16 protein-coding genes are annotated in these 15,590 nt (G+C 74.8%); 6 read left to right on the plus strand and 10 right to left on the minus strand.

Annotated elements, in window-relative coordinates:
* Window positions 1-55: 55 nt before the first annotated feature.
* The 3 genes from AMK27_RS30595 to AMK27_RS30605 all read right to left on the minus strand — a co-directional run bounded on the left by AMK27_RS30595 (window position 56) and on the right by AMK27_RS30605 (window position 3,330).
* A complete protein-coding gene (locus tag AMK27_RS30595; RefSeq protein ID WP_073915389.1) occupies window positions 56-1,330 on the minus strand; it encodes a glycosyltransferase in 1,275 nt (424 codons plus the stop codon).
* Between the two features lie 91 nt (window positions 1,331-1,421).
* Window positions 1,422-2,822 carry an ABC transporter substrate-binding protein gene (locus tag AMK27_RS30600; RefSeq protein ID WP_073915393.1) on the minus strand — a complete coding sequence of 467 codons (1,401 nt, stop codon included), beginning with the start codon at window positions 2,820-2,822 and terminating at the stop codon, window positions 1,422-1,424.
* Window positions 2,800-3,330 carry a hypothetical protein gene (locus tag AMK27_RS30605; RefSeq protein ID WP_073915397.1) on the minus strand — a complete coding sequence of 177 codons (531 nt, stop codon included), beginning with the start codon at window positions 3,328-3,330 and terminating at the stop codon, window positions 2,800-2,802. Before AMK27_RS30605 ends, AMK27_RS30600 begins: the two co-directional genes overlap by 23 nt.
* A gap of 117 nt (window positions 3,331-3,447) precedes the next feature.
* On the opposite strand from AMK27_RS30605, the gene AMK27_RS30610 reads away from it, so the two are divergent.
* The 3 genes from AMK27_RS30610 to AMK27_RS30620 are packed head-to-tail and all read left to right on the plus strand — an operon-like array spanning window position 3,448 to window position 7,192.
* Window positions 3,448-3,942, plus strand: coding sequence for a hypothetical protein (locus AMK27_RS30610; RefSeq protein ID WP_073915400.1), 495 nt, complete (start codon window positions 3,448-3,450; stop codon window positions 3,940-3,942).
* Window positions 3,942-6,548 carry an ABC transporter permease subunit gene (locus tag AMK27_RS30615; protein ID WP_073915508.1) on the plus strand — a complete coding sequence of 869 codons (2,607 nt, stop codon included), beginning with the start codon at window positions 3,942-3,944 and terminating at the stop codon, window positions 6,546-6,548. Before AMK27_RS30610 ends, AMK27_RS30615 begins: the two co-directional genes overlap by 1 nt.
* On the plus strand, window positions 6,545-7,192 hold the full coding sequence (locus tag AMK27_RS30620; RefSeq protein WP_073915403.1) for an ATP-binding cassette domain-containing protein: 648 nt from the start codon (window positions 6,545-6,547) through the stop codon (window positions 7,190-7,192). Before AMK27_RS30615 ends, AMK27_RS30620 begins: the two co-directional genes overlap by 4 nt.
* 15 nt (window positions 7,193-7,207) lie before the next feature.
* On the opposite strand, the gene AMK27_RS30625 is transcribed toward AMK27_RS30620, so the two are convergent.
* A complete protein-coding gene (locus AMK27_RS30625; protein ID WP_073915406.1) occupies window positions 7,208-7,810 on the minus strand; it encodes a LysM peptidoglycan-binding domain-containing protein in 603 nt (200 codons plus the stop codon).
* A 249-nt stretch (window positions 7,811-8,059) separates the two neighbouring features.
* Here AMK27_RS30625 and AMK27_RS30630 point away from each other — a divergent pair, with 249 nt between their 5' ends.
* Together AMK27_RS30630 and AMK27_RS30635 are read left to right on the plus strand one after the other, a co-directional pair.
* Complete coding sequence (locus AMK27_RS30630; protein WP_073915409.1) at window positions 8,060-8,842, plus strand: hypothetical protein; 783 nt, start codon at window positions 8,060-8,062, stop codon at window positions 8,840-8,842.
* 215 nt (window positions 8,843-9,057) lie between these two features.
* Window positions 9,058-9,342 carry a hypothetical protein gene (locus tag AMK27_RS30635; RefSeq protein ID WP_338014354.1) on the plus strand — a complete coding sequence of 95 codons (285 nt, stop codon included), beginning with the start codon at window positions 9,058-9,060 and terminating at the stop codon, window positions 9,340-9,342.
* An 89-nt stretch (window positions 9,343-9,431) separates the two neighbouring features.
* Here the strand turns inward: AMK27_RS30635 and der are convergent, their stop codons facing one another.
* The 6 genes from der to AMK27_RS30665 all read right to left on the minus strand — a co-directional run bounded on the left by der (window position 9,432) and on the right by AMK27_RS30665 (window position 14,984).
* On the minus strand, window positions 9,432-10,880 hold the full coding sequence (gene der / locus AMK27_RS30640) for a ribosome biogenesis GTPase Der (protein WP_073915412.1): 1,449 nt from the start codon (window positions 10,878-10,880) through the stop codon (window positions 9,432-9,434).
* A gap of 70 nt (window positions 10,881-10,950) precedes the next feature.
* A complete protein-coding gene (locus AMK27_RS30645; protein ID WP_073915514.1) occupies window positions 10,951-11,538 on the minus strand; it encodes a lysophospholipid acyltransferase family protein in 588 nt (195 codons plus the stop codon).
* A 53-nt stretch (window positions 11,539-11,591) separates the two neighbouring features.
* Window positions 11,592-12,311, minus strand: coding sequence for a (d)CMP kinase (gene cmk, locus AMK27_RS30650; RefSeq protein WP_107425715.1), 720 nt, complete (start codon window positions 12,309-12,311; stop codon window positions 11,592-11,594).
* Window positions 12,312-12,955: 644 nt separating this feature from the next.
* Window positions 12,956-14,044, minus strand: a complete 1,089-nt coding sequence (locus AMK27_RS30655) for a prephenate dehydrogenase (RefSeq protein WP_073915419.1) — start codon at window positions 14,042-14,044, stop codon at window positions 12,956-12,958.
* Window positions 14,041-14,403, minus strand: coding sequence for a chorismate mutase (gene aroH, locus AMK27_RS30660; protein WP_073915422.1), 363 nt, complete (start codon window positions 14,401-14,403; stop codon window positions 14,041-14,043). The genes AMK27_RS30655 and aroH overlap by 4 nt, the downstream gene beginning before the upstream one ends.
* A 134-nt stretch (window positions 14,404-14,537) precedes the next feature.
* A complete protein-coding gene (locus tag AMK27_RS30665; RefSeq protein WP_073915425.1) occupies window positions 14,538-14,984 on the minus strand; it encodes a YidB family protein in 447 nt (148 codons plus the stop codon).
* A 165-nt stretch (window positions 14,985-15,149) separates the two neighbouring features.
* On the opposite strand from AMK27_RS30665, the gene AMK27_RS30670 reads away from it, so the two are divergent.
* Entirely contained in the window at window positions 15,150-15,485 is a 336-nt protein-coding gene (locus AMK27_RS30670; RefSeq protein ID WP_073915428.1) for a DUF952 domain-containing protein, read from the plus strand.
* Window positions 15,486-15,590: the final 105 nt, after the last annotated feature.

Raw genomic sequence — 15,590 nt, forward strand, 5'->3', positions numbered from 1 at the left:
CCTCGCGGACGACTTCTGTCCTCGATGCGCGGGCGGTCCGGGAGCTTCCCTTCGGTCAGCGGAAGCGGCGGACGAGCCGGCCGGCCCGCGCCTTCAGTGCGTAGACCGCGTCGATCACGCGACCGGTCCCGGCGTGCCGCGCCGCCCGGCCCGGCGCGTGGGTGCGCAGGCTCGCGCCCCGTTCGACGAGCTCCGTCCACAGTTCCTCGTGCCGCGCGGCGATCCGGACCGGGTCGAACCGCTCGGAGGCGTCGAGCGCCGCCCGTGCCGCCTCGGCCCGCAGCTCGTCGTCCTCGACGAGCCGGCGCAGCGCCCGGGCGAACGCCGCCGTGTCGTCGACCGGCACCAGGAAGCCGTCGACCCCGTCCTCGATGATCTCGCCCGGCCCGTGCGGGCAGTCGGTGGAGACCACCGGGAGTCCGCAGCGCATCGCCTCGACGATGGTCATGCCGAAGGACTCGCGCTGCGAGGTCACCGCGGCGATCGAGCCCTTGGCCAGCTCCGGTTCCAGCGGGGTCGCCGAACCCATCAGGAAGACCTGCCCGCCGAGGCCCCGGTCCGCGATCTGCCGGGTCAGCGGGCCCTTGAGGTTCTGGACCGCGTCCCCGCTGCCGTAGATCCGCAGCTGCCAGCCGGGGTGGTCGGCGGCCACCTCGGCGAAGGCGTCGATCAGCAGGTCGTACCGCTTGACGCGGGTGAGCCGGCCCGCCGCGACGACGGTCTTCGCCGCGGGGTCGGCGGGCGGTCCGGCGGGCGCGGGCACGCTGTTGGGCACGGACTCGACGCGTACGCCGGGCAGCCCGAGCTTCCGGTAGGCGCGGGCGTCCGCCTCGGTGACGGTGGTGACGGCGTCGAGGAGCGCGTACTCGTGGCCGATGTCCCGGCGCAGCCGGAACGGGTGGCCGTCGAGGATCAGGTGCTCCTGCCCGACGAGGACCGGCCCCCGCCGGGCCTGCCGGACGAGCTGCACGTTGAGCCCGGGGCGGGTGCCGACGAGGACGTCCGCCTCGACGCCGCCCAGGTGCTCCCCGATCCGGGCGTCGGTGAGCGCGCTGTACTGCTTCCAGCGTCCGTCGCCGCGCGGGAAGACCTCGGCGGGCCGGTGGAGGTCGGGGTGGTCGCCGTCGTATCCGGGGCTGTCCTTGCGCAGGTCGACGAGGTGGCGCAGGGTCACCCCGGAGGGCAGGCCGAGGAGGGGGCGGTCGCGGTGGCGGAACACCGAGACGATCTCGACCTCATGACGTCTCGCCAGTTCCTCGGCGAGGGTGAACGTCGTCCGGATCGTGCCGCCGTAGTGGTAGCCGTTGTGGAGCAGAAAGGAGATACGCATCGCGCTGCCGGTTCCCCCCGGTCAGTTGATCGGTCGTCCGACTGTACTGCCGGTGGAGGGGCGGCCGTTCACGCCCTGTAGCCGGGGAGGGTCAGGGGCGGTAGCCGAGCTGGGGCACGGTCGCGCAGTTCTCCGTCATCTCGCCCTGGCTCACCCAGCCACGGCCGTCCTGCCAACGGGCCACGGACAGGCAGGTGTTCCTGGTCGCGGGCGGTCGCGCGAGGTGTTCGTAGCGGACGGGGAGCAGCAGCCCCCGCGCGGTGTACGCCTCCGGGCGGTTCAGGTACGCCTCCACGCACGCGCGGGTGAGCCCGTCACCCGCGGCGCCGCTGCTCACGCCGCCGTCGCCCCCCGCGCCGCCGTTCCCGCCGCCGCCACCGTCCGCGCCGCCGTCGTTCCGGCCCGCGCCGCCGTCGCCCCCGCCCGCGGCGAGGCAGGAACGGGCCGCGTCGGTGAACCACATCGCCGCCGCCCAGCCCTCCAGCTGCCACTGCGACAGCGGCCGGTCCCCCATCGCCGCCCGGAACTCGCGGACCGCCGGGTGTCCGGTGTCCTGGTGGTTGCGGCTCGCGCCGGTCACCCAGAGTGCGTCCCGGCAGCCGGGCGCGCGGGCGTAGTCGCGGGCGACGGACGAGGACCAGTTCTGCACGTTGGTGACCTTGGCGTCGACCCGTACGCCCAGGGACTCCATCGCCTCGCACAGGCGGACGTTGCCGTGGGTGTCCATGGCGTCGAAGAGGACGTCGACGTGCTGGGCCCGCAGGTCGGCGGCGACCGCGCGGAAGTTGGGCAGGGCGAAGTCCACCTGCTCCTCGACGACCCGGTAGCCCTCGGCGCGCAGCCCCCGGGTGACGAGACGGGCGTACGCGGCGGACGCGCTCTGGTTGTAGGAGACGACGGCGGCGGTCCGCGCCCCCTTCTCCCGGGCGAACCAGCGGTAGACCTCGGTCCCGCCGTACAGGACCCCGCCCCAGCCGGGCTCCTTCCCGGTGCGCGGGGCGGAGCTGCCGTAGATCCCGTACAGGTGGGGATAGGTGTCGTACGCGGGGGTGAGCGGCTGGCCGCCGACGTCGGGGACGCCGGCCCGGGAGACGAGGGGCGCGCCCGCGTAGTCGAGGGCGGTGGTGGCGACCAGGGCGAAGACCCGGCGCTCGTCGACCAGCCGGTGCACGCACGCGTTGTTGCCGACACCGCTGCCGCCGTCGTCGCAGGTCTCGACCTCGATCCGGCGCCCGTCCAGGCCGCCGCGCGCGTTGAGGGCGTCGAAGTAGGCGCGGGCTCCGTCGCGGGTGCCCGTGAAGGCCTGTCCGCCGACGGGGCTGGTGACGCTGGTGATGATCCCGACGCGGAGCGGCTCACCGCCGGAGGGGTGGGCGGTGGGCCGCGTCTCGAAGGCGCGCTCAGGGAGCCGGCTGCCGCAGGCCGTGAGCAGGATCAGCAGCAGGCCCAGGAGCAGCGCCGCTCCCGCCTCAGCAGCCCGGAACGGTGACACCGCTCAGCTGGACCAGGCCGCACAGCGTCTTCACGGTGACCTTCCAGGTGTCGTTCTGGAGGACGGACGTGCCCTGCGAGCCGGTCAGCGCGGGGTTGCCGCCGACGAGCAGGTCGTACGTCACGTTGGCCTCGGTGGCGGAGGTGAACTCGACGCCGGTGACCTTCGCCGAGGTCATGGCGGCGTTCTTGTCGCCGCCGAAGGCGCCGAGGACCTCCTGCATCCGCTCCCCGTCCTCCAGGAGCCCCACCCGCTCGGCGGCAGGGGTGGCGGGGTCGAAGAACGCCGTCCAGTTCCTGGTGATCTCCGCCTTGGCGGCGACGGGGTCCTCGGGTTCGTCGGCGGCGGGCGCGGTGGTCGCGGTGGCGGTCTCGGTGCCGTCGGCGCGGCCCTCGCCGCCGCCGGCGCCGTCGTCGGAGCAGCCGGCGAGGACGGGGGTGAGGGCCAGGACGGCGGCGGCCGCGACGGCGGCGAGCCGGGGGCGTCGGCCGAGTCGTGCGTAAACCATGTGGCTCACCACCGGGTGTCCCTGCGGGCCGTACGGTCCGACGCCTCCAGAGTGGTACGTATCGGGGCATAGTGCAAGATCAGGGCATAGCGTGAGGAAGAGACGAGGAAGGGCGCCGTGCCGACATCCCGGATCCTGCTGTGGAGCGGCCTCGTGGCGGCCGCCGGGGGCGCGGTGCTGTGCGTGCTCGGCTGGTACGGGATCTCCGGCGAGCGGTTCGCGGAGCGGCAGCTGCCCTATCTGGCCTCGTGCACGGCGCCGGGCACGGCCCTGATCGTCGCGGGCGCGGTCCTCGTGGTGGCGGCGTACGCGCTTCCCGTACGCCCGCCGGAACGACCGCACCGCCGGGAGACGGCGGAGGACGCTTCCGGGGCGGTGGGCGGCCCCGTGGCAGGCGTGGCGGGGAGCGGCCCCGTGGCGGGCCCGGCAGGGAGCGGCCCCGTGGCGGAGGAGACTCCCCCGCCCTCCTCCGACGGCCCGCCGCTCCGCGTCCCGGGCGGAACGCTCGCCCACCGCCCCGACTGCCCCCTGGTCGCGGGCAGACCGGGGGCGACGGAGGCGGGGGACGCGGCCCTGGCCCCCTGCCCGGTGTGCGAGCCGTGGCCGCCCTGATGACCTCCCTGACGTACGAGCTGACGCTCGCCGGCCTCGCGGTGGGCAGCGCCGCCGCGCTCACCGGCATCGGGCTGATCGTCACCTACCGGGCGACCGGCGTCCTGAACCTGGCGCACGGCGCGGTGGCCATGATCTGCGCGTACGTGCTCCGCCAGCTGGTGGTCGTCTGGGGTTGGCCGCTGCCGGCGGGCGCCCTCGTCACCCTTCTCGTCGTCGCCCCCGGCATCGGCCTCGTCCTGGACGTCGGGGTGTTCCGGCCGCTCGCCCGGCGGGAGGCCGGACCGGCGCGGACCCTGGTGGCCTCCATCGGCGTCTTCGTCCTGCTCGTCGGCGCGGCAGTGCTGCTGTGGGGGCCGGGGGCACGCGACGACGTGCCCGTCCTCCTCGGTGACGATCCCTGGGCCCAGCTCGGCGCGGTGGTGGCCCTCGCCTGCCTGGTGGGGGCGGTGACCCGGTGGACCCGCTTCGGGCGGGAGCTGCGGGCCGTGGTCGACAACCGTCCGCTCGCCGTGCTCTCCGGCATCGACGCGGACCGGGTCGCGGCGGCCGGCTGGGCCTTCGGCTCCTTCACCGCCGGGCTCACCGGGGTGCTCCTCGCCCCGTACGTACGGCTCGACCCGTACGGGATGCCGCTGCTCGTCGTCGAGGTGATCGCGGTCGCCGTCATCGCCCGGATGCGGTCCCTGCCGGTCGCCGTGCTCGCCGCGCTCGCCCTCGGCGTCGCCCAGGCCCAGCTCACCCGGCTGCACCCGGAGGGATGGGCGGGGCCACTGGTCCAGGCGGTCGGGGCGAACCTGTTCGTGGTGGCGCTCCTGGTCGCCGCGCTCGTCCTGCCGGGCATCGGCGGCAAAGGCCGGGACGCCCTGCCGCCGCCGGTGCGCCAGGGTCGGGTGCCGGGGGCCTGGTGGCTCGTCGTGGGCGTGCTGTTCCTGCTCCCGCTCGGCTTCGCGGGCGCGGACCTGCACACCGCGATCCAGGTCCCGGCGCTCGCGGTGATCCTCCTTTCCCTGGTCGTGGTGGCGGGCCGGGGCGGCCAGATCGCGCTCGGGCAGGCGGCGTACGCGGGCCTGGGCGCCCTGTTCACGGCGCTGCTCACGGCACGCGGGGTCCCGGGCCTCCCGGCCCTCGCCCTCGCGGTGCCGCTGGTGGCGGCGGCGGGCCTGCTCACGGCCTGGCCGGCGATCCGCCGCCACGGCCTGGCGCTGGCGCTCGTGACCCTGGCGACGGGCGTCGCGGTGAGCCGCTTCGTCCTCGTCCAGCCGTACGCCACGGCCGGCCTGTCCCTCGGCCGCCCGGCGGGCTTCGGCGGCGACCGGGCCTTCTACGCCCTCGAGCTCCTCGTCCTCGCGGGCTGCCTGGCCCTGGTGGCGGCGCTCCGCCGGGGCCGTACGGGCCGGGCGCTCGCGGCGCTGCGGGACCACGAGCCGGGCGCGGAGGCGGCGGGCGTCGCGGTCCCCGGCCTGAAGCTCCTCGCGTTCGTGCTGGGCGCGGCCCTGGCGGCCCTGGGCGGCGGCCTGCTCGGCATGGGCCTGCGCGCCTTCGACCCGGAGGCGTACGACCCGGTCCGCGGCCTGCTGTGGTTCGCCGCGGTGATGGTCCTGGGCGCGGACAGCCTGCTGACCCCGCTGGCGGCCGCGGCCCTCCTGACGACCCTGGACGCGGGCGCGTACGCGGGCACGGCGGCCCTGGCGCTGGGCCTCCTGGCCACTCTGACGGGCAGGATCCCGCCGCTGACGGACCTGCTCCCGCGGGAGGCCCGCCCACCCGCGGACGCCGAGGCCCCCGCGCACGCCACGCGGGGGCGCCCCGTTCGGGCCGGGGCCCCCGAGGACCGGACGCGCGCCGACCGGCCCGCCGCCGCCCGCGCCACGCGGGGACGCCCCGGTCGGACGGGTGGCCCCGAGGACCGGACGCGCCCCCGCCCGCCCGGCGTCGCCCAGGCCCCCGCGCCCGTCCCCCGCCTCCACGCCCACGCGCTCACGCTCACCCACCCCGGCGGGGTCACCGCCCTCGACCGCGTCACCCTCGACCTCGCCCCCTCCCGCATCACCGCCCTCGTCGGCCCCAACGGCGCCGGCAAGAGCACCCTCTTCGACTGCCTCGCCGGCACCCTCCGCCCCCGCGAGGGCCGGATCACCCTCGACGGCGCCGACATCACCCACCGCTCGGCCCACGCCCGCACCCGCCTCGGCATCGCCCGGACCTTCCAGCGCCTCGCCGTCTTCCCGTCCCTCACCGTCGAGGAGAACGTCCGCCTCGGCGAGGAGCAGGGCCACGTCCGCACGGACCCCGCCGCGGTCGAGCGGAGCCTCCGGCTCCTCGGCCTCGCGGGCTCCGTACGGCACGCCACGGCGGCGGACCTGCCCACCGGGACCCTGCGCCGGGTCGAACTGGCGCGGGCGCTCGCCGGGCAGCCGCACACCCTGCTCCTGGACGAGCCCGCCGCCGGTCTCGACGCCGCAGAGACGGCCGCGCTCGCCCGGGTCCTCGCCGCGCTGGCCGCCGACGGCCTGACCGTCCTGGTCGTCGAGCACGACCCGGATCTCGTCGCGGGCATCGCCCACACCGTGCACACCATGGAAGGCGGCCGGATCGTGTCATGAGCGTCGAGATCGCCCTGTGCGCCGCCCGGGTCCGCTACGGCCCCCTGGAGGCCCTGCACGGCCTGGACCTGCCCGTCCCGGCCGGCACGGTCACCGTCCTCCTGGGCCGCAACGGCTCCGGACGGACGACGGTGCTGCGCGCCCTCGCCGGCACGGTGCGCCTCTCCGCCGGCCGGGTCCTGTGGCGGGGCGCCGACGCGACCCGCCTCCCCGCGCACGAACGCGCCCGCCGCGGGCTGTGCTTCGTACCGGACCTGCAGGCGGTGTACGCGGGCCTCACCGTCGCCGAGAACCTCGCGCTCACGTCTCCCGGGGCCCGGCCCCCGTACGCCGAGCTCGTCCCCCTCCTCCACCGCACCGCCGGGACCCTCTCCGGCGGCGAGCGCCGCATGCTGGCCCTCTCCCGAGCCCTTCGGCTCCCCCATCACGCGCGCGTGGTGCTGGTCGACGAGCCGTCGCTCGGCCTGGCCCCGCCGGTCGCCGCCCGCACGTACCGCGCGCTGTCCGCACTCGCCACGGAGGGCGGCGCCGCCCTGGTCCTGGCGGAGCAGCGGGTCCCGGACGGGCTGCCGCCCGGGACCCTCGTGCACGAGCTGCGGCGCGGCTCGCTCGCGTTCAGCGGCGAGCCGGCCGAGCTGGGGTGACGGCCCCGCGCCCCGTCACAGCGGGGCGATGCGCAGCATCGTCCCGACGACCACCCGGTTCGGATCGGGCCCCACGAGGCTCCGGTTCGCCGCGTACAGCGCCTTCCAGCCGCCCTTGACCGCGAAGCGGCGGGCGATGGAGCTGAGGGTGTCACCGGGCTGGACGACGTGCGCCCGCCCGCTCAGCCCGTACCGCTTCGAGCAGACCGGCCAGGCCCCCCAGCCCTGGGTGCGGAGCACCTCCTCGGCCACGGCGATCTGCTGGGGGCGGGTCGCCAGGTCGGCCCGGGGCGCGTACCGCAGTCCGCCGTGCCCGACCCAGGTCGGGTGCCAGAACTGGAGCCCGCCGTAGAAGCCGTTGCCGCTGTTGATGTGCCAGTTCCCGCTGCTCTCGCACTCGGCGACGCAGCCCCACGGCCACTGGTCCTTGGCGCAGGCGTAGGCGGGCACGGCGGCGGCCGCCCGAAGCCCGTCGGCCACGTCCCTGAGCACGGCGGACGTGCTCCGGGGGCCGGCCGGCACCTCACGGGCCAGGGCGGGTGCCGGGGCCAGGGCCAGCAGCGCGGCGGCGGACGCCGCCACGAGCGAACCCGTCGTCCAAAATCGGATCATCGACATCGGGGCAGGCTAGGCAGCACCCCGCCGCCCGCGGCCCGTGCCGCGCGGAACACCGTTCACACCCCACCCGGTCGGAGTCACCCTCGTTCCGGGCCTCCGCCGAGCCCCGCCCGCGCCCTTCCGCACGAGCCGGTGGCAAGTTGCCTCGGTTCCACGCGTGACCCCGGCCGAGCCTGACCCGTTGAACTCGGCATGAGACGACCGGGAACCGCCCGGCGTCCCCCCCGTACCGAGTCCAGGGAGCCCCCCGTGCCGCGCATGCTCGACGTCAGCGAGGACGTACGCGCCGAGATCGGCGACGAAGAAGCGGACCGGCTGCTCGCCGGCGACAACGCCCCGGGCAGCTACGACTGCACCTCCTGCCGCACGCCGGGGGACTCCGACCAGGAGCGCACCAGCACGGTGCTGTTCGTCGGCGACGAGACCGCGGTCCTCGCGTTCGCCCACGCCAGCTGCATTCCGTCGCAGGTCGTCCGGGTCGCCGAGGAGCAGCTCCAGGGCGCCGTCGCTTCCATCACGGCCTCGGACACCGCCGACGCGCTGTCCGCCGCCCACCCCGAGCAGGCCGTGCTCGGCGTCACCAGCGGCCTCGTCCTGATCCAGGGCGAGCTGCACCCGGCCCTCGTCGTCGAGCCGACCGCGCCGGTGGCCCGTCCGGGTTCGGACGGTCTCACCGACGAGTTCCTGCCGCTCCTGGCCGACCAGGGCTTCCACCAGGTCGTGAACCTCGACGAGAAGCCGGCGGTGCTGCCGGGCTGGTCGGTCCTGGTCGCCATGGGCCAGCTGCACTCCGTCCTCCAGCCGGGCCCCGGCGGCGCCGGGCAGGCCGCCTGGTGGCAGGCGCACCAGCCGCTCCAGGTCACCGACGGCTGGCGCGCGGCGGCCAACAAGTCGCACACGGTGCTGGTCTTCGCCGCCCCGGTCGGCTCGATCGGCCAGCAGCCGCGCGAGGACCTGCTGCGCGACGCACTGGAGAAGGCCGCGGCGAACGGGCGCCTGGTCGCCGCCGCGATGCCGCTGGCCGGTACCTGATGGAGCCCCGCCGGCCGGGCACAGGGTGGGCGCGGGTCCACGGCGTGCCGACGGGGCCGAGCGGCTCCGCCGGTCCGGCGGCCCCCACCGTGCCGCGTCCCCGGCGTGCGGCCCATTCGGAGAGCCGCCCGCATCCGACGGGCGGCGGGGTCGTTGGCACCTACGTGCACGCATACGACCCCTTCCTCCAGCCGTATCCGAGTCAGATCCCGTCGATGCGCCCCGCGCAGGACGTCTCGGCCGGGGCATCTCCCACGCCGATCTACGACGCCCTGTACTCGGAGTACCGCAGGTCGTTCCGCACGCTGCCGGGTGACCGCAGCGGCGAGGAGGAGCTGACGTTCCGGGCGTTCGGCACGGCGGCGAGCACGGGCGTGTACGGGAACGGGCAGGGCCACCGGTACACCTCGGCGTATCCGACGACCTGGTCCACCCCGTACCCGCCGACGCACACCCCCACCCAGGCGGCCCTGCCACCGGGGCCCCGCAGGGGCCTCTAGGGGACACGGCACACCGGGGGAACGGCGGAGGGCCGGGGCGCGATCGCCCCGGCCCTCCGCCGCGTCCCCGGCCCGTCGCCGGTGCCGGACTACTTCTTGCGGCCGCGCTTCTCGCGCACGCGCACCGAGATGTGGATCGGGGTGCCCTCGAAGCCGAACTCCTCGCGGAGGCGGCGCTCGATGAAGCGGCGGTAGCCGGCCTCGAGGAAGCCGGAGGCGAAGAGCACGAAGCGGGGCGGCTTGGTGCCGGCCTGCGTGCCGAAGAGGATGCGGGGCTGCTTGCCGCCGCGGATCGGGTGCGGGTGGGCCGCGACGATCTCACCGAGGAAGGCGTTGAGCCGGCCGGTGGGGACACGGGTCTCCCAGCCGGCGAGGGCGGTCTCGATGGCCGGGACCAGCTTCTCCATGTGGCGGCCGGTCTTGGCGGAGACGTTGACGCGGGGCGCCCAGGCGACCTGCTGCATCTCGGTCTCGATCTCGCGCTCGAGGTAGTAGCGGCGCTCCTCGTCGAGCTCGTCCCACTTGTTGTAGGCGATGACGATGGCGCGGCCCGACTCGACGGCCATCGTGATGATGCGCTGGTCCTGGACCGAGATGTTGTCGGTGGTGTCGATCAGGATGACGGCCACCTCGGCCTTCTCGACGGCGGCGGCCGTCCGCAGGGAGGCGTAGTAGTCCGCGCCCTCCTGGAGGTGGACCTTCTTGCGGATACCGGCGGTGTCGACGAACTTCCACGTCACGCCGCCGAGCTCGATCAGCTCGTCGACCGGGTCGCGGGTGGTGCCGGCCAGCTCGTTGACGACCACGCGGTCCTCGTTCGCCACCTTGTTGAGCAGCGAGGACTTGCCGACGTTCGGGCGGCCGATCAGGGCGATGCGGCGCGGGCCGCCGACGGCGTTGCCGAAGCGCTGCTCGGGGGCCTCCGGCAGCTTCTTCAGGACCTCGTCGAGGAGGTCGCCGGTGCCGCGGCCGTGCAGCGAGGAGACGGGGAACGGCTCGCCGAGGCCCAGGGACCACAGCATGGCCGCGTCCGCCTCGCCGGACTGCCCGTCGACCTTGTTGGCGGCGAGGACGACCGGCTTCCCCGCGCGGCGCAGCAGCTTCACGACGGCCTCGTCGGTGTCGGTCGCGCCGACGGTGGCGTCCACGACGAAGAGACAGGCGTCGGCGGCCTCGATGGCGAACTCGGCCTGGGCGGCGACGGAGGCGTCGATACCGAGGACGTCCTGCTCCCAGCCGCCGGTGTCGACGACCTTGAAGCGGCGCCCGGCCCATTCGGCCTCGTAGGTGACGCGGTCGCGGGTCACGCCCGGCTTGTCCTCGACGACGGCCTCGCGGCGGCCGATGATGCGGTTCACCAGGGTCGACTTGCCGACGTTCGGCCGGCCGACGACGGCGAGGACGGGGAGCGCGCCGTGACCCGCCTCCTCGATCGCGCCCTCGACCTCTTCGACGTCGAAGCCTTCTTCGGAGGCGAGCTCCATGAACTCCGCGTACTCGGCGTCGCCAAGTGCCCCGTGGTCGTGCTGGTCGTTCATGAAGTCCGTTCCTTGATCATTCGTGGTCGGTGGGTCCCCGGGCCGCGGGGCCCACTACTGAAAGTCTCGCTCAGCGCCCGGTGAGGCGCCTGGCGTTTTCCAGGTGGTCGGTGAGCTTCCCCTGGATCCGTACGGTGGCCTCGTCGAGCGCCTTGCGTGTGCGGCGGCCGGAGCCGTCGCCCGCGTCGAAGGCGTCACCGAAGACGACGTCGACGCGGCCGCGCAGCGGAGGCAGTGCCTTGACCAGCCGTCCGCGGCGCTCGGTGCTTCCCAGGACGGCCACCGGGACGATCGGCGCGCCGCTGCGGACGGCGAAGTACGCCAGGCCCGAGCGGAGCGAGGCGAAGTCCCCGTCGCCCCTGGTGCCCTCGGGGAAGATCCCGAGGACGCCGCCCTGCTCCAGGACGCCCAGGGCGTTGCCTATCGCCGCGCGGTCGGCGCCGTGACGGTCCACCTTCAGCTGCCCGATGCCCTCCAGGAAGCTGCCGAGCGGGCCGACGAACGCCTCCTTCTTGATGAGGAAGTGCACGGGGCGCGGTGCGGTGCCCATGAGCATGGGGCCGTCGATGTTGTGCGCGTGGTTGACGGCGAGGATGGCGGGGCCGGAGGCCGGCACCTTCCAGGCACCGAGGACGCGCGGCTTCCAGAAGCCGTACATCAGTCCGATGCCGATGCGTCTGCCGACCGCGGCGCCCTTCTCGGAGGGCACGGTCACTTGGCGACCGTCCGCTTCTCGTCCACCAGGGTGACGACGCACTCGATGACCTGGTCGAGGGTGAGCTCGGTGGTGTCGACCTCGACGGCGTCGCCGGCCTTGGCGAGCGGCGAGGTCTTCCGGCTGGAGTCGGCCGCGTCCCGCTTGACCAGGGCTTCCTTGGTCGCCTGTACGTCGACGCCCTTGAGCTCGCCGGAGCGGCGGGCGGCACGGGCCTCGGGCGAGGCGGTGAGGAAGATCTTGAGGTCGGCGTCGGGCAGGACGGTGGTGCCGATGTCCCGGCCCTCGACGACGATGCCGTGCTCGGCGTTGCGGGCGATGGACCGCTGGAGCTCCGTGATCAGGCTCCGCACCTCGGGGACGGCGCTGACGGCGCTGACCTTGGAGGTGACCTCCTCGGTACGGATGGGCCCTGCGGCGTCGGCGCCGTCGACGGTGATGGTGGGCCGCGCCGGGTCGGTGCCGGAGACGATGACCGGCTTGGCGGCGGCGTTGGCGACGGCCTCGGCGTCGTGGACGTCCACGCCGTTGCTGATCATCCACCAGGTGATCGCCCGGTACTGGGCACCGGTGTCGAGGTAGCTCAGACCCAGCTTGGCGGCGACCGCCTTCGAGGTGCTGGACTTGCCCGTGCCGGAGGGCCCGTCGATGGCGACGATCACGGATTCCACGGTGGGAACACCTTCCTGGGGTGAGTGTCTGGACCCGGCGGAGATGCGGGGGACCTCCACAAGGTTACCGAGTCCCCGACCCCCACCCGGCCCCACCCACACGGGCCCCCACGCCCCGACCCCCACCCCACGGTGAACAGCAACCCGACCCACCCCACTCGTTGCGCGCTTCGGCCGCTGCCGGGGGCTGCACCGACCCCCGCCCCCTCGTTGTGGCCCTCCACCCTTCGAAAGCCGCAGCCACCCCCGCCCACCCCGTTGTGGGCAACTGTTCCGCTGGGGCGGAACGGGTGGGCACAGCGGACGGCGCCCCCTGCCGGGCCCAGGCTCCCGCGCCTGAAACCACACCCCCGCCCACCCCCGTTGTGGGCAATCGTTCCGCTGGGGCGGAACGGGTGGGCACAACGGAACGGCGCCCCTTGCCGGGCCCAGGCTTCCGCGACCTGACCCGCACCCGAGTGCACGGTGCGCTGGTGGTGCGGGTTCAGGCACAAGGGGCGGAGGCGCCGCCGAGGGCGCCGTCCCGTGTGCCCACCCGTCCCGCCCCAGCGGGACGATTGCCCACACGGGGGTGGCTGGGCGAGGGTGCGGGTGCAGCCCGCACGGGGGTGGCTGGGCGAGGGTGCGGGTGCAGCCCGCACGGCGGGATGCCGGGTATGGGCCGAGGGCGCCGGTCCGGGCCCGGGGCGTCAGGTCGTGCGGAGGGACCAGCCTCGGTCCTGGAGGGCCGCCCCGAGGACCGGCGCAGCCGAAGGTTCCACCATCAGCTGGACCAGACCCGCCTGCTGCCCCGTCGCGTGCTCGATGCGGACGTCCTCGATGTTGACCCCCGCCCGACCCGCGTCGGCGAAGATCCGGGCCAGCTCGCCCGGCTGGTCGCTGATGAGGACGGCGACCGTCTCGTACGTCGTGGGCGCGGCCCCGTGCTTGCCGGGGACGCGGGAGCGGCCGGCGTTGCCGCGGCGCAGTACGTCCTCGACGCCCGAGGCGCCGTCCCGGCGCTTGTCCTCGTCGGCGGACTGCAGGGAGCGCAGCGCCCGGACCGTCTCGTCGAGGTCGGCGGCGACGCCGGAGAGGACGTCGGCCACGGGGCCGGGGTTCGCGGAGAGGATCTCGACCCACATGCGCGGGTCCGAGGCCGCGATCCGGGTGACGTCGCGGATGCCCTGCCCGCAGAGGCGTACGGCGGACTCGTCGGCCTCTTCGAGGCGCGCGGCGACCATCGACGACACCAGCTGCGGGGTGTGGGAGACCAGGGCGACCGCGCGGTCGTGGGCGTCGGCGTCCATGACGACGGGGACGGCCCGGCACAGCGCGACGAGTTCCAGGGCGAGGTTGAGGACCTCGGTGTCGGTGTCCCGGGTCGGGGTGAGCACCCAGGGGCGTCCCTCGAAGAGGTCGGCGGTCGCGGCGAGCGGGCCCGAGCGTTCCTTGCCGGCCATGGGGTGCGTACCGATGTAGGAGGTGAGGTCGAGGCCGAGGGCCTCCAGCTCCCGCTTGGGGCCGCTCTTGACGCTCGCCACGTCGAGGTAGCCGCGCCCGAGCCCGGCGGTCATCGCCTCGGCGAGGGTGCCGGCCACGTGCGCCGGGGGGACGGCGACGATGACGAGGTCGACGGGTCCGTCGGGTGCCTCGTCGGTGCCGGCGCCGAGCGCGGCGGCCATGCCGGCGCGCGCCGGGTCGTGGTCGCGAAGGTGGACGGTGACGCCCCGGCCCGCGAGGGCGATCGCGGCGGAGGTGCCGATCAGTCCGGTGCCGATGACGAGCGCTGTTCTCACTGGGCGATGTCCTTGCGCAGGGCGGCCGCGGCACCGAGGTAGACGTGCGCGATCCGGGACTTGGGGAGGTCGGTCTCGACGTGGGCGAGGAGCCGGACGACCCTCGGCATCGCGCCCTCGATGTCGAGTTCCTGTGCGCAGATCAGGGGGACGTCGACGATGCCGGTGCGGCGGGCCGCGGCGGCGGGGAAGTCGCTGTGGAGGTCGGGGGTGGCCGTGAACCAGATGCTGATGAGGTCGTCGGCGTCGAGCCCGTTGCGTTCCAGGACGGCGGTGAGCAGTTCTTCGACCTGCTCGCTCATGTGTCCTGCCTCGTCCCGCTCCAGCTGGACGGCTCCTCGGACCGCTCGTACCGCCACGTCGTGCTCCTTCGCCTGCGTCAGTGCTCCGTTCAGCCTAGTCAGGGGCCGGGAGGGCGTGCCGGGGCGCCCGCCCTCCGAGACGGAGGGCGGGCGCCCGTCACGTGCCCGGTACGCGCCCGGTGCGCGTCCGGTCAGAGGTTCTGCTCGCGGATGATGTCCTCGAGGGAGCCCTGGGGCATCGAGCCGGTCGGCGTCAGCTTGTCGACGGCCTGCGGCAGCGACTGCGCGATCTGGTCGGCGGCCTCCTGGGGGCTGACGCCGGCGTCCTGGGCGACCTTCTGCAGGGTCTCGTCCGGGAGGGCCTCGGCGATCTGGGCGCCGCTGACGGGCTGGTTGTCGCCGGTGCCGACCCAGGACCGGGTCTGGTCGGTGAGTCCCGATCGGGTGAGCATGTCGAGGAGTCCGCCGAGCGGGTTCGACGCCCCGCCGGCTCCGCTCGCGCCGCCGCCCCCGCCCTGGCCGCCCGCGAGCGCGCCGATCAGGGAGCCGAGGATGCCGCCCGCGCCGCTGCCGCCGCTCTGCCCGCCGGAGCCTCCGAGGAGGCTGCCGAGGAGACTGCCGAGGTCGTTTCCCGCCATGGTCCTGCCTTTCGTCCGGTTCGGAACACGCCCAATGTCACCCGAACCGGGGTGCTCCGCCACTCGGGGTACAGGACCGGCCCGGAGGATCCGGAGGGTAGGGAGGATCCGGAGGGTAGGGAGGATCCGCAGCGTGGAGAGGATCCGCGGGGTAGAACTGTCGGCATGCTGCTGCACGTCGTTCCGCTGGCCGACTGGTCCGCCGCCCCCGATGCCCCGTACGCCCCGGCGTCCCTCGCCGCCGAGGGCTTCGTCCACTGCTCGCCGGACGAGGCCGCGGCCCTCGTGATCGCCGACACCCGCTACCGGGACGTGCGGGGTCCGCTCCTGGTGCTGGTGATCGACGAGGAGAGGCTGGCCGGGGAGGTCCGCTGGGAGGGCTCGGGAGGGACGCTCTTCCCGCATGTGTACGGGCCGGTCGAGCGGGACGCGGTGGCCTCGGTCCTGGAGGTGCGGCGGGACGCGGACGGCCGTGCGAGGGAGCTGGCGCCCCGGGTGTAGGCGTGTTGCGGGATCCGGTGGCCCGGCGGCGCCAAGGTGGCCGTATGACTTCACGCGTCACGAACCTGACTTCACTCGCCACGAGCCGCCGCACCGTCCTGGTCG

This window comes from Streptomyces sp. CB02009, from assembly GCF_001905825.1.
Taxonomy (GTDB): Bacteria; Actinomycetota; Actinomycetes; order Streptomycetales; family Streptomycetaceae; genus Streptomyces.